The organism is Mycobacterium sp. UM_Kg27 (genome assembly GCF_000972905.1).
Lineage (GTDB): Bacteria > Actinomycetota > Actinomycetes > Mycobacteriales > Mycobacteriaceae > Mycobacterium.
This window is the reverse complement of record NZ_JRMM01000026.1, coordinates 15,882-37,040: the sequence shown is the minus strand read 5'-3', so window position 1 is coordinate 37,040 and position 21,159 is coordinate 15,882. Positions and strand designations below refer to the sequence as shown.

Below are 21,159 nucleotides of genomic sequence, written 5' to 3'. Positions count from 1 at the left end.
GCGAATGACACGAGTGACGCGAGCAGCGAAGGCACCGTGAGCGGAACGAGTGGAGTGAGCGCAGCGAATGACACGAGTGACGCGAGCAGTACAGCTCCGTTGAGCCAAGAGAGCGGAGCGAGGCTGTGAGCGAAGAGAACGAAGCGACCACCGCGGTCGAGGAGACTCCGGTGGCGGCCGAGCCGCTCATCAAGGTGTTGCGGGGCAACCCCACCGACGCCGAGATCGCGGCGCTGGTCGCGGTGCTCGGTACGGCAGGCGGCGCGAGTGCCGAAGCCGGTCCGCGGGACCGCAATATGTGGGGCCACCCGGTCGACAAGCTACGGCTGCCGCTGTTCAGCTGGCAGCGGATCACGTTGCTGGAACGCACCCACATGCGCCGGTGACCAGCCGGTGACGAGGCCGAGCCCCCGTACGGCGGCGAAGATCCGGCGCCGAAAGCACCGTCGGTGACGCGACTGGTTCTCGGCTCGGCCTCCACGGGCCGGTTGGCCGTCCTGCGCGGCGCCGGGATCGACCCGTTGGTGGTGGTCTCCGGCGTCGACGAGGAAGCCGTCATGGCCGCTCTTCCCGCCACCGCGTCCCCGGATGCCGTGACCGGCGCCCTGGCCGCCGCCAAAGCGGAGCATGTCGCCTCGCTGCTGCAGCCTCCGGTGAGCGCCGATTGCGTTGTGATCGGCTGCGATTCGATGCTCTACATCGACGGCAAGCTGTGCGGCAAGCCCCCGACGCTCGATGCGGCCCGGATCCGCTGGAGCGAGATGGCCGGAAGTTCCGGGCAGCTGCACACCGGCCACAGTCTGATCCGGTTGCGCGACAACGAGATCACTCATCAGATCACCGAAACCGCCGTGACTACAGTGCGCTTCGGCCGACCGGATGACGACGACCTGGAGGCCTACCTGGCCAGCGGCGAGCCACTGCGGGTCGCCGGCGGCTTCACCCTGGACGGCTTGGGGGGCTGGTTCGTCGACGGCGTCGACGGCGACCCCTCCAGCGTCATCGGTATCAGCCTGCCCATGCTGCGCCGGCTGCTGCGCACAGTCGGACTCTCGGTCGCGGCGCTGTGGGCGGCCAACCCGGTCACCTGAGCCAGGTCACGAACACCTGACACCGGAGGATTTCCGGCCACAGGAGTGGCACCACGGTTACCGACCGGTAGGCTCGGCCTCGTGCCAGTTCCTGCCGACCCCACGCCCGCCCTGCAGTCCTACGCTCACCCGGAACGGTTGGTGACAGCCGACTGGCTCGCGGGCAACCTGGGCACACCCGGCCTCGTCGTGGTGGAGTCCGACGAGGATGTCTTGCTCTACGACATCGGCCACATCCCCACCGCGGTCAAGATCGACTGGGTCACCGATCTCAACGATTCCCCGGTCCGCGACTACATCACCGGCGAGCAGTTCGCCGACCTGATGAACCGCAAGGGCATCTCCCGCGACGACACCGTGGTGATCTACGGCGACAAGTCCAACTGGTGGGCCGCCTACGCGCTGTGGGTGTTCACCCTGTTCGGTCACGAAGACGTGCGACTGCTCGACGGCGGGCGCGACCTGTGGGTGTCCTCGGGCCGCGAAACCACGCTGGACGTGCCGTCGAAGACCACCACCGGCTACCCCGTCGTCCAGCGCAACGACGCTCCTATCCGGGCGTACAAGGACGATGTGCTGGCCAGCATCGGCCACGTGCCGCTGATCGACGTGCGCTCGCCGCAGGAGTACACCGGCGAGCGCACCCACATGCCGGAGTACCCGGAGGAGGGTGTGCTGCGCGGGGGTCACATCCCCACTGCCGTCTCAGTGCCATGGAGCAAGGCGGCCGACGACGCCGGCCGGTTCCGCAAGCGCGAGGAATTGGAACGGCTCTACGCCTTTCTGAAGCCCGGGGACCAGCCGATCGCTTACTGCCGCATCGGAGAACGCTCCAGCCACACCTGGTTCGTTCTGACCCACCTGCTCGGCCTCGACGACGTCCGCAACTACGACGGCTCCTGGACCGAGTGGGGCAACACCGTGCGGGTGCCTATCGTCGACGGCCCCGAACCAGGTCCGGTCCCAGGGGCCGGGGCGGGCTGAGCCGGCTGATGAGCCTGCCGGAAAGATTGGCGCAGGTGGTGTCCGACTTCGCCGACGTCGAAGGCCAGGACAAGCTCAAGCTGTTGATCGAATTCGCCGATGACCTGCCCGAGCTGCCCGACGACCTGACCGAGTCAGCCATGGAACCGGTACCGGAGTGCCAGTCACCGTTGTTCCTGCATGTCGATGCCGCCGACCCGCAGCGGGTACGGCTGTATTTCAGCGCGCCCCGCGAGGCGCCGACGACGCGCGGCTTCGCATCGATCTGGGCCGCCGGCCTCGACGGCGAACCGGCCGACGTCATTTTGGGCGTGCCGGAGGATTTCGCGTCTCGGCTCGGATTGGCCGCACTGATCAGCCCGTTGCGCCTGCGAGGTATGTCCGCCATGTTGACCCGCATCAAGCGGCATTTACGCGCCGCATAAGGGGCACTGGAACAGGTTCAGCGGTCGCGCTTTACACTGCCTGAAGCTAGATTCTTAAAGACATTTCTTAAACATGCCATCAGGAGGGCCAGTGGCGAACCATGCCAGCTCGAAGATCTCCAAGGTGCTCGTCGCCAACCGCGGGGAGATCGCAGTCCGGGTGATCCGCGCCGCGCGCGATGCCGGATTGGCCAGCGTGGCCGTGTACGCCGAACCCGACGCCGACGCACCGCACGTCCGGCTCGCCGACGAGGCTTTCGCCCTGGGTGGGCAGACCTCGGCCGAGTCGTACTTGGTGTTCGAGAAGATTCTCGACGCCGCCGCCCAGTCGGGCGCCAACGCGATTCACCCCGGGTACGGCTTCCTCTCCGAGAACGCCGACTTCGCCCAGGCCGTGATCGACGCCGGGCTGATCTGGATCGGGCCGAGCCCGCAGTCGATCCGCGACCTCGGCGACAAGGTCACCGCGCGCCACATCGCCGCCCGCGCCAAGGCTCCCCTGGTGCCCGGCACCCCGGACCCGGTCAAGGACGCCGACGAGGTGGTGGCCTTCGCCAAGGAGCACGGTGTTCCGGTGGCCATCAAGGCCGCGTTCGGCGGTGGCGGTCGCGGCATGAAGGTGGCGCGCACGCTCGAAGAGATTCCCGAACTGTTCGAGTCGGCCACCCGTGAGGCGATTGCGGCCTTCGGTCGCGGCGAGTGCTTCGTGGAGCGTTACCTGGACAAGCCGCGCCACGTCGAGGCCCAGGTCATTGCCGACCAGCACGGCAACGTCGTCGTCGCGGGCACCCGCGACTGCTCGCTGCAGCGCCGCTTCCAGAAGCTGGTCGAGGAGGCCCCGGCGCCGTTCCTGACCGACGCGCAGCGCAAGGAGATCCACGAGTCCGCCAAGCGGATCTGCAAGGAGGCCGGCTATTACGGCGCAGGCACCGTGGAGTACCTGGTCGGCCAGGACGGTCTGATCAGCTTCCTGGAGGTCAACACCCGACTGCAGGTGGAACACCCGGTCACCGAGGAGACCTCGGGTATCGACCTGGTCCGTGAGCAGTTCCGGATCGCCAACGGTGAAGCCCTGGACATCACCGAAGACCCGGCGCCGCGCGGTCACTCCATCGAGTTCCGCATCAACGGCGAGGACGCCGGCCGCGGCTTCCTGCCCGCGCCCGGACCGGTGACCCGCTTCGACCCGCCGACCGGCCCCGGCATCCGGATGGACTCCGGCGTGGAGACCGGTTCGGTGATCGGCGGCCAGTTCGACTCGATGCTGGCCAAGCTGATCGTCACCGGCGCGACCCGGACCGAGGCCTTGGAGCGCGCCCGGCGCGCCCTGGACGAGTTCCACGTGGAGGGGCTGGCCACGGTCATCCCGTTCGACCGTGTGGTGGTGCGCGACCCGGCGTTCGTCGGTGACGAGAACGGCTTCACCGTCCATACCCGCTGGATTGAGACCGAGTTCGAGAACAACATCGAACCCTTCACCGGCGGTGAGCCTCTCGACGAGGACGACGTCCAGCCGCGCCAGAAGGTGGTCGTCGAGGTCGGCGGTCGCCGCCTCGAGGTGTCCCTGCCGGGCGATCTGGCCCTGGGCGGCGGCGGTGGCGGCGGTGCCGCCGGCGCGATCCGCAAGAAGCCCAAGGCCCGCAAGCGTGGCGCGCACGGCGGTGCAGCAGCATCCGGCGACGCCGTGACGGCGCCCATGCAGGGCACCGTGGTGAAGGTGGCCGTCGATGAGGGCCAGGAGGTCGCCGCTGGTGACCTGGTCGTGGTCCTCGAAGCCATGAAGATGGAGAACCCGGTCACCGCGCACAAGGACGGTGTCATCACCGGTCTGTCCGCTGAGGCCGGCTCGGCGATCACCCAGGGCACCGTGCTCTGCGAGATCAAGTAACCGTCTCATAGAACCCGTCGAGATCAACGCCGGCCCGTGGTATCTGCGGATGCCACGGGCTGATGACCGCGTCGACGACCGTCCGAACCTGGCCGATCTGGGCGAGACCGACCCGGACTACGTCGCGAAGGCCGCCTCCGGCTGGGCAGACGACTCACGCTATCTCTGGGCGGTCTGCGAGCCGACGACGGGCGAACTGTTGGCCGAGGCGACGCTGGATCCCGCCTCCGGCGAGATCGCCAGTCGGCACCGGCCAGGTCACAGCCAGGCCGCAGCGACCGGGACGCAGGCGGTGTCCCGTTTCGCTGCGGGCGCGTTAGGTCTGACGCCGGTGATGACCGGCCTGGGTGGTCCGGTTGCGCCCGACGAAAATCCAGGTCAAACCGCCGACCGCCAGCGCTAGAACCGCGATCCCGAAGCCCAGTGTCCACCCGGCGTCGCGCTGCGCGGCAGCGCTCATGAAACCCACCAATGCCAGTGCTGCCATCAGCAGCATGCCCAAGCCCGGCAACTCACGGCGGTCCTTGAACACCAACCCGGCCCGCGGCTGGGTCGTACGCCTCTGATCGATTCCCTCGTCGGTGTCGCTGATCTCGCTCATGAAGCCCTTGTACCCTCGGCGTTTCAACCCGAAACCCGCCGCGATCGCAGTCGCCGCTGCGCCGATGGCGGCGACCTGCATCACCCGGCTCCGCCGCGCTCGCAGTCGCCGCTGCGCTGATGGCGGCGACCTGCATCACCCGGCTCCGCCGCGCTCGCAGTCGCCGTCATGGTGCGTCGCGCAGCGCCGCCAGCAGCGGCTCTGCCGCCTCCTTGAGGAAAGCCTCCTGGGTCTCCCCACCGATCTGGATCAGCGCGATGTCGGTGAAGCCGGCTTCTCGGTAGGCACCGACGGCGTCGACGATTGCGTCCAGTTCCGGCCCGCAGGCAATGGCCCCGGCCACGTCACGCGGCTGAACATAGCGGGTGGCGGCCGCGAACGCAGCGGGTGTCGGCAGCTCGGAATTGACCGACCAGCCGCCGCCGAACCAACGGAACTGCCGGTGAGCGCGCTGTATTGCCTTATCCCGGTCGGGATCCCAGCACACCGGTAGCTGCCCGACGACTCGCCCGCCGGCCAGTCCGGCCGCCTGCCGTGCGGCGTGCCAGGACTGGACCAGGTCGCGGTCGGGCTGCACCGCGATCAGGTGATCGGCGGCCGCAGCGAATCGGTCGACGCCCTTGGGTCCCGACATCGCGACGGCCAAGGCGACCGGGATGTCGGGTAGGTCCCACAGCCGCGCCTGGTCGACTTGGAAGTATTCGCCGTGGTGGTCGACCGTCTCCCCCATCAGCAGCTCACGGATGATCTTGATGGCTTCTCCGAGCATGGCCTGTCTGCGCGCTACGTTCGGCCAACCGGCTCCGGTCACGATGTGCTCGTTGAGGTTCTCCCCGCTGCCCAGCCCCAGGGTGAACCGGCCTTCGGCCAGGATCTGCACCGTGGCCGCCTGCTGGGCCACGATCGCCGGGTGATACCGCATAGTCGGACAGGTGACGTAGCTGTACAGACCTATCTCTTGAGTGGCGTGCGCAACCGCGCCCAGCAGCGCCCAGGCGTTGGGGGCGTGGCCCTGCGACGCCAGCCACGGTGAGAAATGATCGCTGCACACGGCGAAGTCGAAACCGCGTTCTTCGGCGGCAACGGCGTAGCCGACCAACTCTGCGGGCCCGCTCTGCTCGGTCATCAGGGTGTAGCCGAAGCGTGTCATGCTGCCGGAATACCCAACGGCTGAGCACCGAAACGGCACGGTGCCGTTTGGCGCAGCCGGGCTGGCGGGTACCCGCAAGCGTGACCACGGCAATGATCCACACCGAACCTCGTCTGCCCGCCGCGTGCGGGCCGTTGTCCGAGGCGGTGTGCGGCCTGTTACGGCAGTCCCCTGACACGGCCCACGATTTCCTCCCCCCGGCCCGCGAAGCCGATCCGTATGGCCGCGACCTGCAACTGGCGCTCTACGTCTGCTACGAGTTGCACTACCGCGGGTTCGCCGGCGTGAACCCGGACTGGGAGTGGGACGTCACCCTGTTGGGGTTACGCCGGCAACTCGAACAGGTGTTCCTCGACCGGGTGCGTCACGATGTCGGAGTGATTCCGCCGGAAGCGACGGCCGCTGCCGAAATGGACGCCGCGGCAACCGAGCCCGTGCGCGGGACCGGCCCGTCGTGGTATCTGCGTGATCACGGAACCTGGGAGCAGGCCCGCGAATACTTCATCCACCGATCGCTTTACCACCTCAAGGAGGGCGATCCGCACGCCTGGATCATCCCGCGCCTGACCGGCCAGGCCAAGGCGTCGTTCGTCGCGGTCGAATTCGACGAGTACGGCGCGGGACAGGGGGCGCGGGTGCACCAGCAGCTCTTCGCCGACCTGCTCACCGCTGCCGGGCTGGATGCCGGCTACCTGGCCTACCTCGACGTGGTCCCCGCCGAGTCGCTGGCGGTGGTGAATCTGATGTCGCTGTTCGGGCTGCATCGCCGCTGGCGGGGTGCGGCCGCCGGCCACTTCGCCGCCACCGAGATCACCTCCCCTCCCGGCTCGAGCCGCCTGGTCGCGGCGCTGCGGCGGATGGGCGCACCGGAGCCGTGCGTGGCGTTCTACGCCGAGCACGTCGAGGCCGATGCCGTGCACGAACAGGTGGTGCGCACCGACGTGATCGGCAGCCTGTTGGACCGCACTCCGCATTTGGAGACTGATGTCGTGTTCGGTATGCGAGCTCTTGACACCGTGGAAAATCGGCTTGCCGACGTGATGACCTCGGCCTGGTCAGCCGGACGTTCATCGCTACTGACGAACTAAAAATTAAGGTTTCACTGGGATTTTCCAGAAATTGTCGAGCACCTCTTTGCCAATCGAATCGGTACTGGGTAATGTCTGGTTCCTCCGGTTGAGCTCACAGCCGCAGTGAAACGTCACCGCGTAACGCAGTCCCGGAAGTGACGTGATCCAACAGCACGATTCGTCGACTGATGGAGCCACAACATGATGATCAGCAAGGTTACTCAGAACGCTTTCGCCACTCCCGCAACGGAAGCCACCCAGGTTTGGCACAATCACACCGCCAAATTCACTGTGCATTGGGGCCGCGCCGGAGCCGTCGTCACCGTGAACGGTGAGATCGACGCGGCCAATGCCATCCCATTCGCCGACTATGCCAAGCACTGCGCCGAGTGCTGCGAATGGCTGGTGGTGGACCTGTCCGAACTGACTTTCATTGGAACCAGCGGGTTTTCAGCTCTTCAGTCGATCAGCGCGCAGTGTTCCAGCACGCAGACCAAACTGAAGGTGGTCCCGAGCCCCGCATTGACCACCTTGCTGCGGATCTGCGATCCACACTCGCGGCTTCCGCTGGTGGACTCGCTGACGGACGCCTTGACTGAGGTGCAGCGGTCCGGCCGACCGCTGCACCTGGTGCCGTGATCTAGGGAGCTAAGCAGGAACCGCGTCCGCAGTGCGGTTCCAGACCCGGTGCTCGGCGAGTGCAGCGGCGAACGCGTCGAAGAACTCGTCATTGAGGTCATCAGCCGCGGCCGTCGTCGTCACCACGCCGGAGGCGACGACGACCGCGGTGTCCTCGGCCGGTCGCTCGGACACGCCCGCCTTGGGCAACAAGTCCACTCCCGCCCCGAACGCCCCGACCACCTTGAGGTGTTTGTAAGCCTCCGTGACGAAATGCACCGCATACCCGTCGCCGGAGAGCGTTTGCACCGCGTCGGGTCCGCACGGCACGACCACCGCGTCGTAGAGCACCGACGCCATCGTGGTGAAGGCTCGGTCGACACTCAACCGGCCACCGGAGCCGCCGGTCAATTCGCCACCGGCGATGGGCGCCAGCACTTCGGCGATCGCGCCGCGTTCCCGCATCGCGGCGACGAACCGTTCGACGCCCACCACGTCCACGCCGTCAGCGGCCAGCACCGCGATCTTGCGGCTGTCGATGCCGGGCGCCTCCTCGCCTGCGGGGGTGCCGGCATCCGTCAGCTGCGAGAGCGCCGGTGAGAGCACCACCTCGTCGACGGGCTGCTCTTCGGGTGCGGCCAGGCCCAGTTTCGCGGCCACCTGCCGCGCCAGGTCGTGGTCGACCAAGTTGAGCTGTTCGACGGTGCGCTGCCGGATCTCAACGGTTTCGCATTTCCCCAGTTCAAAGGCGTAGGCCGCGACGATGTGCTTCGCCTCGGGCGCCGACATGCTGCGGTAGAACATCCGCGCCTGGCTGTAGTGGTTCTCGAAGCTCGCGGCGCGCTTGCGGATCTTGGCCCCGTCCACCTTCTCGGTGTAATGCCGGAACACGCCCTCGTCGGCCAAAGCTGGGCAGCCACCGCCCACCGAGTTCTTGTAGTAACTGGACTTCCCCCGCGGAATCGCGTGTTGGCTGTAGCCGTCGTGCTGGTTGTTGTGCACCGGGGCCACCGGCCGGTTGACCGGCAGCTGGGCGAAGTTCGGTCCGCCGAGCCGGATCAGCTGCGTGTCCAGGTAGGAGAAGTTACGGAACTGCAGCAACGGGTCATTGGTGAAGTCGATTCCCGGTACCAGATTGGCCGTGCAGAAGGCCACCTGCTCGGTTTCGGCGAAGAAGTTCTCCGGGTTGCGATTGAGCACCATCCTACCCACCGGGCGTACCGGAACCTGTTCTTCGGGAATGATTTTGGTGGCGTCCAACAGGTCGAAGTCGAACTTGAACTCGTCGTCTTCTGCAACCAACTGGACACCGAGTTCCCATTCCGGGTACTGACCGGCCTCGATGGCGTCCCACAGATCGCGACGGTTGAAGTCGGGATCCTTGCCGGCGATCTTCTGGCATTCGTCCCAGATCAGCGAATGCACACCCAGCTTTGGCTTCCAGTGGAACTTCACGAACGTCCCCTCGCCGCTTGAATTCACGAAACGGAAGGTGTGCACGCCGAAGCCCTGCATCATCCGGTAGCTGCGCGGCAGGGCGCGGTCCGACATCAGCCACATAATGGCGTGCAGCGTCTCGGGCTGCAACGAGACAAAGTCCCACAGCGTGTCGTGCGCGGACTGGGCCTGCGGAATCTCGTTGTCCGGCTCGGGTTTCACCGCATGCACGAAATCCGGGAACTTGATGCCGTCCTGGATGAAGAACACCGGAAAGTTGTTGCCCACCAGATCGTAGTTGCCCGCCTCGGTGTAGAACTTGGTGGCGAATCCGCGGACGTCGCGCACGGTGTCGGCCGAACCGCGGGAGCCTGCCACCGTGGAGAACCGCACGAACACCGGCGTCTTGATGCCCGGCGTGGTCAGAAACCGCGCCGCGGTGTACTGCGCGAGCGAGTCGTCATAGGGCTCGAAGTAGCCGTAGGCGCCCGACCCCCGGGCGTGCACCACCCGCTCGGGAATCCGCTCATGGTCGAAGTGGGTGATCTTCTCCCGGGCGTGAAAGTCCTCCAGCAGAGTCGGCCCGCGCTCACCGACAGTCAGCGCGTCGTCGGTGTGGTCGACGCGCACCCCCTGCTGGGTCGTGAGGTATCCGGACTGCCGGTCGACCCGGTAATCGTCGAGTTGTCGCTGCTTGCCGTCACGGTCCTCGTTAGCCACCGCTTTTCCTCTCGTCAGTATTCGGGAAGTCCCTGGGTGGGTATCCCAGCCGGGTCATCCGCAAACGGCCAGGACCACCCCCGAGCGAGAGGAGACGAGCGTGAGCGCCCAATCGGCTGTGTTGTTCGACGTTGACGGCACCCTGGTCGACTCCAACTATCTGCACGTACACGCCTGGCGGCGTGCGTTCGACGAGCTACACCTCGAGGTGGAGTCGTGGCGCATTCACCGGGCCATCGGAATGGACGGGTCCGCGCTGGTGCGCCTGCTCTCCGACGACGCGCCCGAGGACGTCCGAAGCTGGCTCAAAGACCTGCACTCGCAGTTCTACCTACAGTCATCGGCGCTGCTGTCGCCGCTACCGGGCGCCCGGAAGCTGCTGGAACACATAGCGGCCCTTGATCTTCCGGTGGTGCTGGCTACCTCGGCGCCCGAGGACGAGTTGGCGGTGCTGCGCAAAGCGCTTGGCTGCGACGACCTTGTCGCAGCGGTCACCTCGTCGGCCGATGTCGACATCGCGAAACCGAATCCGGACATCATCGAGATTGCACTGGACCGGGTCGGTGCAGCGGCGGAGCGCGCCGTCTTTGTGGGCGACGCGGTTTGGGATGCCCACGCATGCATGCGCGCGGGAGTGCCCAGCATCGGTCTGCTCAGTGGCGGCGTCTCCCGCGACGAACTGGAAACGGCCGGCGCGGCCGCGGTTTTCGACAACGCCGCGGATCTGCTGGAGCACCTCGATCAGTCGCCGATCGCCGGCTTGGCCGAGGGGCGAGACGCGCATGGATGAATCCACGTTCCTGGCCACCCTGACCCGAGCAGTCGGAGCGCTGCATCGCGCCGATGTACCGTTCGCCCTGGCCGGCGGCGCGGCGGTATACGCCCGTGGCGGTCCGCACTCCCACCACGACATCGACCTGCTGGTCGAACCGTCCGAAGCCGAGCGCGCGGCGATAGTGCTCGCCGAGGCCGGTATGTCACGGGTTCAGCCGCCGGAAGACTGGCTGCTCAAGGTCTTCGACGGCGAGGTGCTGGTGGACCTGATCCATCACCTCGGCGAGACCCCGATCAGCGCCGACACCCTCTCCAACGCCCCGCCGATTCAGGTCGGGTCGGTGATCGTCCGGGTCATCACCGCCACCGAACTGATGGTGCAGAAGCTCGCGGTGCTGGACTGTCACCGTTGCGATTTCGCCGAGCTTCTCATCGTCGCGCGAGTCCTGCGTGAACAGGTGGATTGGCCGCAAGTGCGCCGGCGGCTGCGGAATTCCCCGTTCGCCGAGGCCTTCTGCCACCTGCTGCGTGGGCTGTCCATCGTTGACGACGACCACATCGAGCGGCCGCAGCCACCCGCCCATCTGGTCGCCGTCGTACGGCGGAGGCTCGCCGAAGACCCCGCGATCGGCGAGCTGGGGATCGGCATCGAGATCAACGACGACTCGGTGCGCCTGACCGGATCGGTCAACGGGCCGCAACGCCGAGCGACGATCGAATCGGCTGTTCGGCGCATCGTGGGTGCGCGAAATGTGGTGAACGAGATTGAAGTGGTGCAGCTGTTCGAACCCGCAGAGCAGGTGACCGGGTGATTCGGGTAGCAGCCGTTGGTGACATTCATCTGGGCGAGGACTCGCGCGGCACCATGCACTGGCACGACATCGACGCCCGTGCCGACATGCTGCTGGTTGCCGGCGACCTGACCCGCCACGGGACCGCCGCCGAGGGCCAGGTGGTCGCCGACGAACTGCGGGGCTGCCCGGTACCGGTGGTGTGCGTGCTCGGCAACCACGACTACCACCAGAATCAGCAGAACGAGATCACCGCGGCACTGCGCGACGCCGGGATCGCCGTCCTGGAAGGCCAGACCCACACCATCGAGGTGCAACGGCAGCGGGTCGGCGTGGCCGGAGTGAAAGGGTTCGGTGGCGGCTTCGCCGGCAGATGCGCGACAGCCTTCGGGGAGCCCGAGATGAAGGCGTTCGTCGGCGCCACGCAGACCGCTTCCGATCAGCTGCGTGATGGTCTGCGCGCACTGCGCACGGACTATCGGATCGCACTGCTGCACTACTCTCCCGTCGCCGACACGCTGCACGGCGAGCCACCGGAGATCTATCCGTTTCTGGGCTCGTGTCTGCTGGCCGAGGCCATCGACGAATCCGGAGCCGACCTGGCGGTGCACGGTCACGCCCACGCCGGAACCGAGAAGGGCCGCACCGCCGGTGGCGTCGCGGTACGCAATGTGGCCCGGCCACTGCTCCGCGCGCCTTACAGCGTGTATCAGGTCAGCGGCAATCCGATAGCGGCGGCCAGCGCTGCCAGCGCGGCGAACATCCACGCGACGTAGTCCCCGACGTGCCCGGAGTGTGCGGCGCGCAACGCACTGAGCGCTGGTGCGGCAACAGCGGTGGCAGCCCGACGCACCGCTGGAGTCCAGCGGTACAGCCCGGCGGCCGCCACTCCCGCCGCCGCGAGCGCGCCAAGGGCGCTCATACCGGCCCCGGCCACCGACCAGCCCGGACCCGACGCGGCGGCCACCGCGCCCGCTTCGACGAAACGTGCCGCGGCGCTCTGCGCTCCGCGCGCGACCCCGGGCAGCAGGCCGGCAGCCAGGCAGCCGGCCAGCAGCAACCCGATCGCCACATACATGCTCAGCGGTGTTCGCCGCAGCCAGGTGTCGGGTTCCTCATCGCCGCGGGTGCGGCGCCCGGAGGCCACGTCGTCGGACGGCTCGGTTCGTCCGCCGATACCGGTGAAACAACGGATGCCGGCCCGCAGCACGGCGCCGCCCGTCAGTGCCGAAACCCCCAGGAACAGTGCCGATCCCCACCCGCTGCCGACGGCCTCCTCGCAGAGGGTCTTGCCGAGTGCCGTGCCGAACGGAGGCAGGCCCGCCAGGGCGACGGCCGCGGTGCCGAAGCAGGCCGCCAGCAGCGGCTGGCCCCGGCCGCGTCCCGCCAACTCCCATTCGTCGACGCTGTGGTGACGGTCCAGCAACACCCCCACTATCAGGAACAGCGCCGACTTAGCCCCGGCGTGGCCGACCAGGTAGACCGCCGCACCGGCCACCCCGTGGGCGCTCAAGGTCGCGGTGGCCACCAGCGACAACCCCATGTGGCCGATGGTGGAATAGGCCAGCAGCCGCTTGAGGTGGCGCTGCAGCAGGCACATCACCGCGCCGACGGCTGCGGTCAGCGCACCCGCCACCACGAAGACCCGGTTGATCACCGAAGGCGGCAACACACCGGCGAACACCTCCCAATACACCCGCCACAGCCCGTAGAGGCCCAGCTCGACCATGACCCCGGAGAACAACACGCACACGCCGGCCGGGGCGACCGCGTGCGCGTCGGCCAGCCAGAAGTGCAGCGGCACGATGGCGGCCTTGACCAGCAGTGCCGCCGACACCAGTACGAAGGCGGCCACCACCAGGGCGTCGGGCGGGCCTCCCGCGGACGTCGAGCGCAGTGCCGCACCCAGCTGGGCCATCCCCAACTGACCGCCACGGGCGTAGAGCAAGGTGATGCCGATCAGGGTCACACACGCGCTCAGCGACTGAATGATCCCGAAGTTGAGTGCCCCCTGGATCGCCGAGCGATCCTCGATCTTGATGCCGGTCAGGGCGTAGCCGACCGCACCCATCAACTCGAGGAACACGAACAGGTTGAACAGGTCGGATGCCAGCACGAAGCCGTTCATCGCCGCCAGGAAGATCAACAGCAGCGCGCCGAAGCGCGTGCCGGCCTCGTCGAGGCCGCGGCGACTGTAGAGCGCCGCGCACACGCTCAGGGAGCCGGCCAGCACCGCCAGTCCCGCCGAGAGTGGATCGGCGGCCATGGCGATGCCGACCGCCAGGCCGGAATGCGGGGGCCAGTCACCAACCCAGGCCACCACCGTGCGGCCCGACGCCGCGACCAACGCGCAGCCGGCACCCGCAGTGCAGGCCGCCGCGACCGCCAGCACCAACGTATTGGCCACCGACCGAGTCACCCTGCCGCTCAGCGCCAGCAACAGACATGCCGCCAGGATCGGCACCGCGAACAGCAGTGGCAACAACGCGGCGTTGGCGGCCGGCACGGTGATTCAGCCCCGCAATGCAGACAGCTGATCCGGATCCAAGGTGTGGTGGCGCTTGTGGACCTGAATGGCCAGTGCCAGAAGCAATGCGGTGACGGTGGCCTGAATTACGATGTCGGTGAGTGTCATCGCCTGAACCACGGGATCGACCACAGCGGTCGGTCCGGGAGAGTCGACGAAGATCGGCGGCGACGCGCCATGCTGGTAACCGACGGTCAACAGCAGCAGGTAGGTGCCCGACTGCGCCACCGACAGACACACCACTGCGTGAATCAGGTTGTGGCTGCGCACGATCCCGAAGGCCCCGACCAGTACCAGCCAGCCCGCCACGCCGTATATGTAGCTGCTCACGATCCTTCCCGCCGTGGTGCGACAGTGATCTCCTGGGCCAGGAACTGCGCCAGCAGTACGGTCATGCCGCACGCCACCGCGATACCCACCGCGGCGTTGAGCAGCGGTACCGTCCCCGCGGACAGCAACTGGCCTCGGGTGCCGGTCGGCATTACGTTGAGCAGGAATGCTCCGCCGGTGATCAGTGTGGTGACGCCGATCGCGGCGAACGCTGCTGCGCCCAGCGCCTCCCCGACGTCGAAGACGTTGACCGGCCGCAGCCGATCCAGCGCCCGGAAGCTTCCGGTGATGTAGAGCAGGTGCAGACCGGAAGCCAGCAGTACGCCGCCCTGGAAACCCCCACCCGGAGTGAGATGCCCGTGCACCACAACATCGACGCCCACCGCCAGGGTCACCGGCAGCAGGAGATATCCGACGAACCGGGTGGCCTCCAGGGCAGTTCGGCGACCTGAGTTGTGATACTCGCGCTCCTCGACGGCCGGCCGCAGCAGGGCCATCACACCGGTCACCGAGGCGACCAGAATGGTCTCCTCACCGAGCGTGTCCAGCGCGCGCTGGTCGAAGTTCACCGATGCCACCACGTTGGCGGTGGCGTGCGAAAACGCTGCCCGCACCGCAAGATCGCGGTAAACGTGATGCGCCTGCCCGAACGCGGGCAGGTCGGCGAATCCCAGCGCCAGCAGAATCCCCAGTCCGGCCGCCCCGGCCAGGAACAGCGCTGTGCGCCCAGCGTGGCTCACCGGCCGATCTCCCGGTGCCGGCGCTGCACCGTACGCACGGTGAGCATCACCATCAACGGCACCACCACACCGCCGATCAGCAACTGGGACAACGCCACGTCGGGCGCCTGCAGCAGCACGAACAAGACCGTGAGGGCCAAACCGAAGACCGACAGCATGATCGCCTGCCGCTGCGGCTCGCCGGTCAGCGCGACGATGGTCCCGATGATGCCGACCGTCGTGAGCGAGAACAGGACCAGGGTGGTCATGACGGCGAGTCGGCTTCCACCACACCGGCTTCGTGGGCGGTCAGCCGGGCGGTGGCCGCCGACATCAACGGCGCGGACAGCAACACCAGCGCGGTGATCAGCAAGACCATCACCGACGCTTCGGAGAGGCCGCGTTGCACGATCAACCCCAGCCCGGTCAGCGGGAAGCCGACAGACGTGGCCACGCTGAGCAGGTGCAGCCGGTCCAACACCGCACCGAGCGCCGCTGCCCCGACCGCGCAGCACGCCATGACCGAGACGCCACCGAAGATCAACACCCAGGCGATCATGGCTTGCTCGCCAGCAGCCGGGTGTAGACCAAGGTTCCGGGAAAGGTGATCAGCACCAACACCAGTGGAACGATCAGGGTCCAGTCCTGGTGCCACGAGGCGGCCAGCACCATCAAGGTGGCAATGGCGCCGACACCGGCGAATTCCAGCCCGACCAAGCGCCGCCGGGGTGCACCTCGCGAGGCCATCCACACTCCCGGCATGAACACCCCGGCCTGCAGCGCCAGTGCGGCCAGCTCGCCCGGGCTCACCGCTGCACCACCCTCTCCAGCGCGCCCGGTCGCTGCCCGACCCGGTGTACCCGCACCGAGTGCGCAGCCGCGTCGAGCACCACTGTTCCCGGGGTGGTGGCCAGCGTCATGGTTGCGGCAGCACTGCGGGCGGCCGCCACCGCTGCCGGCTCCCGGGGCAATGTCACCGAGCCGACCGTCGCCTGCGGACGCCGTGACGGGATCAGGACGTAGGCCCACACCTGGGCCGGTTGTGCCAGCAGCTCACTGGCAACAGCAGGCGCCCAGCGCAGCCATGCCGGCCGAAACCGCCAGTTGCCGCCGTTGGCCCGCCGTGCGGCGCGGGCAGCCACCGCACACGGCAGCGTGCACACGGCCGCGGTAAACAACTCTTGGGTGGTCCGCGCTGTCAGCGTCACCACCCACACCGCGCCGGTGGCCAGCCACCACAGCAGCGTTTCGCCTAAAACTCCCGTCAGCGGGCTATTTACCGCGGACACGGCGGTTGTGCTTCTTGATCGCCGTGACCAGTTCGGATTTCCGCATCGTCGATCGTCCGTGAATGTCCAGCCGGCGGGCGACGTCCAGCAGATGCTGCTTGCTGGCGTTTGCGTCGACGCCCTCCGCGGACGGTCCGGAGTTGTTCGGGCCGCCTCCGGCCGCGCGCTTATCCGACGGGCCGCGCTTCTTTTTGGGCTCCCAATGGTCCCCGACCTTTTCGAAACTGTGCTTGAGCGCCGCATAGGCGACCCGGTGCGCGCGCTGCTCGCTGCCGTACTCCTTGGCGGCGGCGTCGTGCGCTTTGGCGAAGGTGCGTTGCGCCTTGGCGCCGGAGCGCTGCAGCGTGCTGGGCAACTCGCCGCGCTTGACGGTGCCGCTCTTCGTCGTCTTGGGCATGAGACCTCCAATCACCGACTGCGATCGGAGTTGGTTACCCCCTGCCACGGCTGAGCAACCATTTCGGGGGCGTCCACATTCGTCGGCACGACGATCAGGCAAGCCGAATAATCGTGAATGCTGAACGCTTGGGTCAATTGCTCACCGGCCGTGCCCCATTCATCTCGGTGTACTTCGCGGGTATGCGCGGGGCCGACCGTCACCAGCCCGTCGGATCGACCTGTCCCGCGGCATCTGAGGCGGCCGAGGGCTGCTGCAGCGCCAAGTCGTCCTCGTCCAGTACGGTCAGTGGGCAGTGGCAGCGTGACGTCAGCTCCGCGCCGACCGAGCCGAACAGCAGATGCCACAACCGCCAACGGCCGCTCGATCCGACAACGACCAGATCAGCTCGCCGGGACAAATCCTCCAGCGCGTCAACCGGATCGGTGAACTCCACTTGGGTGTTCAGCTGCGCGGGCGCGCCGTCCGAAGCGCTGTCCGTGGCGACACCGACGGCGTCATCGACAATCCGTTGGACGCGCCGGTGCGGCAATTCATGCTGGCCGAACACCGCCCATCGGGCCATCAGAGGCGACAACCGGGTGGAGGCGGCGTGCACCAGGGTCAGCGGTAGCGCACGGCGTTCGGCCTCCTGCGCTCCCCACCGCACGGCGGCCCGCGATGCCGCGGACCCATCCACTCCGACGACTATTCCGGCACCTGCTGTATTCGAAGACATAGTGGGCGCTGATTAGCCATCGCGCCTTTGCGTCAAACCCCTACGCGTCATCGTTTCTGGCTTGGTGTCAACGTGCCGCTGGGCCGCGCCGGTCAGCCGGCCGAACTGGCGTCCGCCTACGTGCTGCTTGCCTCTGACGACGCCAGCTACATCTCCGGGGCCCGAATTGCTGTCACTGGAGGCAAGCCCATCTTCTGAGGCAGCTCAACGCGTCCGGCTCAACGCGGGCGCCGCGCGGCCAGTACGCCGGCTCCGGCCATCCCCAGCGCGGTCGCGGCGACCAGACCCGGGTGCCGGGCCGCCCAGATCTGCGGGCTGTGCGCGTGTGAGGAGTCGTCGAACTCCCCGCGCGCCCCATGGTCGGTGGCGGCGTCCACCGGCTCCCACAGGTTGTGCTTCGCCTCGCCGTCGATGTATTCGCTGGTCTGTTGCGAGTCGTAGCCGGTGCGGGCCAGGTAGCGGTCGAGCAGCGGCGCGGCGAACTTCTGCGCCAGCAGCGTGGCCACGGTGCTGTCGCCCACCCAGTACTGCTTGTGACGCGGACGCGCGGCGGCTCGCAGCACGGTCCGAGCCACCAGCTCTGGTTGGTAGATCGGCGGCACCGGCTGCGGGTGCCGGGGCAGTCGGGAGAGCACCCAGGAGAACTGCGGGGTGTTGACCGCCGGCATCTGCACGATAGTGATGTTCACCCGGGACCCGTCGTGTAGCAGTTCAGACCGCACTGACTCGGTGAATCCGTTGATCGCGTGTTTGGCTCCGCAGTACGCCGATTGCAGCGGGATGGATCGCTCCCCCAGCGCGGAACCGACCTGCACGATGGTGCCGTGATCGCGGGGCTTCATCTTCGCCAGCGCCACCATGGTGCCGTAGACGAAGCCGAGATAGCAGACCTCGGTCACCCGTTTGAACTCCTCGGGCCCGATCTCGGTGAACGGGGCGAACACCGAAGTGAAGGCGACGTTGATCCAGGTGTCGATCGGACCGAACTCGGCTTCGACGCGATCGCCGGCGGCTTCGACGGCCGAATAGTCGGCGACGTCGGTCGGAATGGCCAGCGCAGCGCCGCCGGCCTGTTCGACATCGCTTGCCGCGCCGCGCAATCCCGCCTCGCCGCGAGCGAGTAACGCCACCTTGGCTCCGCGCTCGCCGTACAGCTGCGCGACGGCGCGACCGATGCCGGCGCTGGCTCCGGTGATGACGACGGTCTGAGTCATCGAACCCCCTTGTGTGTCGGTTTCTTCCCGGCCAGACGCTCGGCGAGCCGGGAGGCCAGTGCCATGATCGTCAACGCCGGGTTGGCCGAGCCCTGGGTCGGACACACCGAGCCGTCTGCGATGAACAGATTGGGCACCTCCCAGACCCGGTGGTCGGCGTCGACGACAGAATTCTCCGGTGCGGTCCCCATCCGGGCGCCGCCGATCAGGTGGGCGTAGCGCTGAATGGTCAGCACGTCCTGCGCCCCGGCCGCGTGCAGGATGTCGGTGATCACTTTGGTGGAGTACTCCATGTTCGCCTTGTCGTTGTCACACCGGGTGTAGTCCATTCGGGCCACCGGGATGCCGTAGCTGTCGGTTTCATCGGCCAGCGTGATCCGGTTGTCCGGCAGTGGCAGTAGCTCGTTCAGCACCCCGATCGTGCTCCAGTGGTTGTAGTCGCGCATGTATTCGCGCAGCGCCCGACCCCAGTGTCCGTCGGCAAGCACATGTTCGGCCCATCCGATGGGCAGTGGTGACACCGTCTGGATGGAGAATCCGCGGGCGAACCCCCGGGCGGCGTCGGTCTCGTAGAACTGTTCGCTGGACACCTCCGGCGGCGGTGCCTTGTACATCCGCAGCTCCTGCGACCAGCGGCCCGCGGTCTGGGCGGCGCCCTGCACCATGACGTAGCGCCCCACCATGTCGGTGTTGTTTCCCAACCCGTGCGGAAACCGAGGGCTGATCGAATTGAGCAGCAGCCGCGGGGTTTCGATCGAGTAGCAGGCGAACGCGACCACTTTGGCGCGTTGCAGGTGCTCGGTGCCGTGACGGTCGTAGTAGACGACACCGCGAGCTGCCCCGGTGTCGTCGAGCTCCACCCGGCAAGCCATGCACTCCGCGCGGATCTCTACCCCGTGGGCCAGCGCATCGGGCAGGTGGGTGACATAGGGGCTGGCCTTGGCGTTGACCTTGCAGCCCTGCAGACAGTATCCGCGATAGATGCAGTGCGGCCGGTTTCCGAAGGTGCCGTTGACGATTCCGACCGGGCCCACTCGCATCTCGATGCCCAGATTGCGCGCGCCCTCCCAGAGCTTTGACGCGGCCCCGGAGACCGGGTGCGGCGACGCCGGGTAGCGGTGGGGATAGCCCCAGGGCCAGTTCTGTCCTGCCACCGGCAGTTCGGCCTCCAGCACCTCGTAGTGCCGGCGGATGTCCTCGTAGTCGATGGGCCAGTCCACCCCGACCCCATCGAGGCTGCGGGTGCGCAGATCGCTGGGGTGGAACCGAGGGCAGTACCCGGCGTAGTGCACCATCGAACCGCCGACTCCGCGACCAGAGTTGTTCTTGCCCAACTCGATCGGGTCGGCCCCGCCGATGATGCGCTTCTGGGTCCAGTACAGCGCGTGGGAGCCGGCTTCATCGGAGACCCAGTCGGTGTCGGGATGCCAGAACGGGCCCGCTTCGATGATCACAACGCGCCAGCCCGCCCGTGCCAGGCGCTGCGCCAGCACCGATCCGCCGGCCCCGGCACCGACGACTACCAGATCGACTTCGTCGTCTGTTGCATAGCGGCGCATGGTCTTCTCGCCGGGCAGTTGGCGCGACTGCACGTCCAGCAAGAACCGTGAGTCGTTGTCGGGAGGGCCCAGCGACCCCTTGAGCAGGCCCCGCCAGAAATCGCCCACTACGATTCCTCTTCTTGCACCAGTTCCACCGGGTCTTTGGCGACGGCACCGCGGGTTTCGAACGGTTCCTGCACCGCCGACGGTCCGCTCGGACCGCCTAAACGCATGAAGCCGCGCGGGTAGGCCGGCCCCCCGAAACCGATCTCGTTCCACGCCCATGGATGGGAGTAGAACCCCGTCAGCATCATCCGCATGCACACCGACCAGGCCCGGTTCACGTTGAGCTGTGACCAACTTCCGCCCTGCAGTTGGCCACGGGAAAACTGCCCCACCAGCGCCAGTTGGCTGGGCACGTCGGCCAGTGCCAGCGACGCCTTGCCGTACTGCGCGCTGGCGGCCTCGTCCAAGCCGCGGAGCACCAGATGCCAGGTGTCGCGATCATCAGGCATGTCCGCGTACTGATATCCGTCGAGTTGCCCGTCGGCGAGTTTGGCGTCGACGAACTCGGCCACCGGAACGCGAGGTTCGCTGTCTTGCGCCAGCACAATGTCGCAGAACGCCCGCAGCGTGGGTTCCTCCTCGGCGGTGAAGAATCGCAGCGGGCCGGGCGGATCCAGCCGGGCCAGCACTACCTTCCGGGTGGCCGCATCCCAGCTGTCTTGCGTCTCGAGCACGTCGAAGTCCGGGTAGCGGCCGATCATCTGCGGTGTGGTTCCGCGGCGTTGCTTGGGCAGCCACGACGGGTGCGGAGGCTGGCGATCTGCCCGCCGATTCGGCAGGTGATCGGGTCGCGAGGTGTCCGCCATGGG

Annotated in this window: 26 protein-coding genes and 1 pseudogene; 12 read left to right on the top strand and 15 right to left on the bottom strand. The window is 67.5% G+C overall.

Annotated elements, in window-relative coordinates; translation table 11 throughout:
• Positions 1 to 125 precede the first annotated feature (125 nt).
• The 6 genes from LI94_RS06745 (at position 126) to LI94_RS24410 (ending at position 4,791) form a co-directional block, all read left to right on the top strand.
• Entirely contained in the window at positions 126 to 386 is a 261-nt protein-coding gene (locus LI94_RS06745; RefSeq protein WP_046300710.1) for an acyl-CoA carboxylase subunit epsilon, read from the top strand.
• A 63-nt stretch (positions 387 to 449) separates the two neighbouring features.
• On the top strand, positions 450 to 1,091 hold the full coding sequence (locus tag LI94_RS06740) for a nucleoside triphosphate pyrophosphatase (RefSeq protein ID WP_046300709.1): 642 nt from the start codon (positions 450 to 452) through the stop codon (positions 1,089 to 1,091).
• A gap of 81 nt (positions 1,092 to 1,172) precedes the next feature.
• Complete coding sequence (locus LI94_RS06735) at positions 1,173 to 2,075, top strand: sulfurtransferase (protein WP_046300708.1); 903 nt, start codon at positions 1,173 to 1,175, stop codon at positions 2,073 to 2,075.
• Positions 2,072 to 2,500, top strand: a complete 429-nt coding sequence (locus LI94_RS06730) for a SufE family protein (RefSeq protein ID WP_152664767.1) — start codon at positions 2,072 to 2,074, stop codon at positions 2,498 to 2,500. The genes LI94_RS06735 and LI94_RS06730 overlap by 4 nt, the downstream gene beginning before the upstream one ends.
• A gap of 91 nt (positions 2,501 to 2,591) precedes the next feature.
• Positions 2,592 to 4,388: an acetyl/propionyl/methylcrotonyl-CoA carboxylase subunit alpha gene (locus LI94_RS06725; protein WP_046300706.1), complete on the top strand. Its 1,797-nt coding sequence runs from the start codon at positions 2,592 to 2,594 to the stop codon at positions 4,386 to 4,388.
• A 7-nt stretch (positions 4,389 to 4,395) separates the two neighbouring features.
• The gene (locus tag LI94_RS24410; protein ID WP_081654499.1) at positions 4,396 to 4,791 is read left to right on the top strand and encodes a hypothetical protein; all 396 of its coding nucleotides are present in this window, start codon (positions 4,396 to 4,398) and stop codon (positions 4,789 to 4,791) included.
• On the opposite strand, the gene LI94_RS06720 is transcribed toward LI94_RS24410, so the two are convergent.
• Both LI94_RS06720 and LI94_RS06715 read right to left on the bottom strand, forming a co-directional pair.
• Positions 4,705 to 4,989: a UsfY protein gene (locus LI94_RS06720; protein ID WP_125078008.1), complete on the bottom strand. Its 285-nt coding sequence runs from the start codon at positions 4,987 to 4,989 to the stop codon at positions 4,705 to 4,707. The two genes, LI94_RS24410 and LI94_RS06720, sit on opposite strands and share 87 nt — an antisense overlap.
• 166 nt (positions 4,990 to 5,155) lie before the next feature.
• Positions 5,156 to 6,139 (bottom strand): TIGR03557 family F420-dependent LLM class oxidoreductase, encoded by a 984-nt coding sequence (locus LI94_RS06715; protein ID WP_024441486.1) that lies wholly within the window; start codon positions 6,137 to 6,139, stop codon positions 5,156 to 5,158.
• A gap of 92 nt (positions 6,140 to 6,231) precedes the next feature.
• Between LI94_RS06715 and LI94_RS06710 the strand changes: the two genes are divergently transcribed.
• Positions 6,232 to 7,227: an iron-containing redox enzyme family protein gene (locus LI94_RS06710; protein WP_152664766.1), complete on the top strand. Its 996-nt coding sequence runs from the start codon at positions 6,232 to 6,234 to the stop codon at positions 7,225 to 7,227.
• A gap of 183 nt (positions 7,228 to 7,410) precedes the next feature.
• Positions 7,411 to 7,848 (top strand): STAS domain-containing protein, encoded by a 438-nt coding sequence (locus LI94_RS06705; RefSeq protein WP_052739884.1) that lies wholly within the window; start codon positions 7,411 to 7,413, stop codon positions 7,846 to 7,848.
• 9 nt (positions 7,849 to 7,857) lie between these two features.
• Here the strand turns inward: LI94_RS06705 and LI94_RS06700 are convergent, their stop codons facing one another.
• Positions 7,858 to 9,984: a catalase gene (locus LI94_RS06700; protein WP_046300703.1), complete on the bottom strand. Its 2,127-nt coding sequence runs from the start codon at positions 9,982 to 9,984 to the stop codon at positions 7,858 to 7,860.
• A 100-nt stretch (positions 9,985 to 10,084) separates the two neighbouring features.
• On the opposite strand from LI94_RS06700, the gene LI94_RS06695 reads away from it, so the two are divergent.
• Genes LI94_RS06695 through LI94_RS06685 form a run of 3 tightly spaced genes read left to right on the top strand, consistent with a single transcriptional unit; the run spans position 10,085 to position 12,325 of the window.
• Positions 10,085 to 10,774: an HAD family hydrolase gene (locus LI94_RS06695; protein ID WP_046300702.1), complete on the top strand. Its 690-nt coding sequence runs from the start codon at positions 10,085 to 10,087 to the stop codon at positions 10,772 to 10,774.
• Positions 10,767 to 11,570, top strand: a complete 804-nt coding sequence (locus LI94_RS06690) for a BON domain-containing protein (RefSeq protein ID WP_046300701.1) — start codon at positions 10,767 to 10,769, stop codon at positions 11,568 to 11,570. Before LI94_RS06695 ends, LI94_RS06690 begins: the two co-directional genes overlap by 8 nt.
• Complete coding sequence (locus LI94_RS06685) at positions 11,567 to 12,325, top strand: metallophosphoesterase (RefSeq protein ID WP_046300700.1); 759 nt, start codon at positions 11,567 to 11,569, stop codon at positions 12,323 to 12,325. Before LI94_RS06690 ends, LI94_RS06685 begins: the two co-directional genes overlap by 4 nt.
• Here the strand turns inward: LI94_RS06685 and LI94_RS06680 are convergent.
• The 9 genes from LI94_RS06680 to LI94_RS06640 all read right to left on the bottom strand — a co-directional run bounded on the left by LI94_RS06680 (position 12,259) and on the right by LI94_RS06640 (position 17,490).
• The gene (locus tag LI94_RS06680; RefSeq protein ID WP_204368853.1) at positions 12,259 to 14,055 is read right to left on the bottom strand and encodes a complex I subunit 5 family protein; all 1,797 of its coding nucleotides are present in this window, start codon (positions 14,053 to 14,055) and stop codon (positions 12,259 to 12,261) included. The genes LI94_RS06685 and LI94_RS06680 overlap by 67 nt on opposite strands.
• 6 nt (positions 14,056 to 14,061) lie before the next feature.
• Positions 14,062 to 14,406, bottom strand: a complete 345-nt coding sequence (locus LI94_RS06675) for a cation:proton antiporter subunit C (RefSeq protein ID WP_046300699.1) — start codon at positions 14,404 to 14,406, stop codon at positions 14,062 to 14,064.
• On the bottom strand, positions 14,403 to 15,146 hold the full coding sequence (locus LI94_RS06670) for an MnhB domain-containing protein (RefSeq protein WP_046300698.1): 744 nt from the start codon (positions 15,144 to 15,146) through the stop codon (positions 14,403 to 14,405). Before LI94_RS06670 ends, LI94_RS06675 begins: the two co-directional genes overlap by 4 nt.
• Positions 15,143 to 15,394, bottom strand: coding sequence for a hydrogenase subunit MbhD domain-containing protein (locus tag LI94_RS06665; protein ID WP_024441496.1), 252 nt, complete (start codon positions 15,392 to 15,394; stop codon positions 15,143 to 15,145). The genes LI94_RS06670 and LI94_RS06665 overlap by 4 nt, the downstream gene beginning before the upstream one ends.
• Positions 15,391 to 15,684 (bottom strand): monovalent cation/H(+) antiporter subunit G, encoded by a 294-nt coding sequence (locus tag LI94_RS06660; protein WP_046300697.1) that lies wholly within the window; start codon positions 15,682 to 15,684, stop codon positions 15,391 to 15,393. The genes LI94_RS06665 and LI94_RS06660 overlap by 4 nt, the downstream gene beginning before the upstream one ends.
• Positions 15,681 to 15,935 (bottom strand): monovalent cation/H+ antiporter complex subunit F, encoded by a 255-nt coding sequence (locus LI94_RS06655; RefSeq protein ID WP_024441498.1) that lies wholly within the window; start codon positions 15,933 to 15,935, stop codon positions 15,681 to 15,683. Before LI94_RS06655 ends, LI94_RS06660 begins: the two co-directional genes overlap by 4 nt.
• Positions 15,932 to 16,414, bottom strand: coding sequence for a Na+/H+ antiporter subunit E (locus tag LI94_RS06650; RefSeq protein WP_152664765.1), 483 nt, complete (start codon positions 16,412 to 16,414; stop codon positions 15,932 to 15,934). Before LI94_RS06650 ends, LI94_RS06655 begins: the two co-directional genes overlap by 4 nt.
• A complete protein-coding gene (locus LI94_RS06645; protein ID WP_024441500.1) occupies positions 16,398 to 16,811 on the bottom strand; it encodes a ChaB family protein in 414 nt (137 codons plus the stop codon). The genes LI94_RS06650 and LI94_RS06645 overlap by 17 nt, the downstream gene beginning before the upstream one ends.
• A 199-nt stretch (positions 16,812 to 17,010) precedes the next feature.
• Positions 17,011 to 17,490: a universal stress protein gene (locus tag LI94_RS06640; protein ID WP_051190207.1), complete on the bottom strand. Its 480-nt coding sequence runs from the start codon at positions 17,488 to 17,490 to the stop codon at positions 17,011 to 17,013.
• A gap of 102 nt (positions 17,491 to 17,592) precedes the next feature.
• Here LI94_RS06640 and LI94_RS23045 point away from each other — a divergent pair.
• Positions 17,593 to 17,727, top strand: a pseudogene (locus LI94_RS23045) (SDR family oxidoreductase); the annotation flags it as partial.
• A gap of 20 nt (positions 17,728 to 17,747) precedes the next feature.
• On the opposite strand, the gene LI94_RS06635 reads toward LI94_RS23045, so the two are convergent.
• From LI94_RS06635 to LI94_RS06625, 3 genes are read right to left on the bottom strand one after another with little or no spacing between them, the layout of a single operon-like run.
• Positions 17,748 to 18,743, bottom strand: coding sequence for an SDR family oxidoreductase (locus LI94_RS06635; protein ID WP_046300695.1), 996 nt, complete (start codon positions 18,741 to 18,743; stop codon positions 17,748 to 17,750).
• Complete coding sequence (locus tag LI94_RS06630) at positions 18,740 to 20,410, bottom strand: GMC family oxidoreductase (protein WP_046300694.1); 1,671 nt, start codon at positions 20,408 to 20,410, stop codon at positions 18,740 to 18,742. Before LI94_RS06630 ends, LI94_RS06635 begins: the two co-directional genes overlap by 4 nt.
• Entirely contained in the window at positions 20,410 to 21,156 is a 747-nt protein-coding gene (locus LI94_RS06625; protein WP_046300693.1) for a gluconate 2-dehydrogenase subunit 3 family protein, read from the bottom strand. The genes LI94_RS06630 and LI94_RS06625 overlap by 1 nt, the downstream gene beginning before the upstream one ends.
• Positions 21,157 to 21,159 lie beyond the last annotated feature (3 nt).

Excerpts from the sequence above, each read along its gene's own strand:
- LI94_RS06635 (WP_046300695.1), bottom strand. The coding sequence starts at position 18,743 with ATGACTCAGACCGTCGTCATCACCGGAGCCAGCGCCGGCATCGGTCGC.
- LI94_RS06660 (WP_046300697.1), bottom strand. The coding sequence starts at position 15,684 with ATGATCGCCTGGGTGTTGATCTTCGGTGGCGTCTCGGTCATGGCGTGC.
- LI94_RS06705 (WP_052739884.1), top strand. The coding sequence starts at position 7,411 with ATGATGATCAGCAAGGTTACTCAGAACGCTTTCGCCACTCCCGCAACG.
- LI94_RS06690 (WP_046300701.1), top strand. The coding sequence starts at position 10,767 with ATGGATGAATCCACGTTCCTGGCCACCCTGACCCGAGCAGTCGGAGCG.
- LI94_RS06715 (WP_024441486.1), bottom strand. The coding sequence starts at position 6,139 with ATGACACGCTTCGGCTACACCCTGATGACCGAGCAGAGCGGGCCCGCA.
- LI94_RS06720 (WP_125078008.1), bottom strand. The coding sequence starts at position 4,989 with ATGAGCGAGATCAGCGACACCGACGAGGGAATCGATCAGAGGCGTACG.
- LI94_RS06645 (WP_024441500.1), bottom strand. The coding sequence starts at position 16,811 with ATGCCCAAGACGACGAAGAGCGGCACCGTCAAGCGCGGCGAGTTGCCC.
- LI94_RS06710 (WP_152664766.1), top strand. The coding sequence starts at position 6,232 with ATGATCCACACCGAACCTCGTCTGCCCGCCGCGTGCGGGCCGTTGTCC.
- LI94_RS06625 (WP_046300693.1), bottom strand. The coding sequence starts at position 21,156 with ATGGCGGACACCTCGCGACCCGATCACCTGCCGAATCGGCGGGCAGAT.
- LI94_RS06665 (WP_024441496.1), bottom strand. The coding sequence starts at position 15,394 with ATGACCACCCTGGTCCTGTTCTCGCTCACGACGGTCGGCATCATCGGG.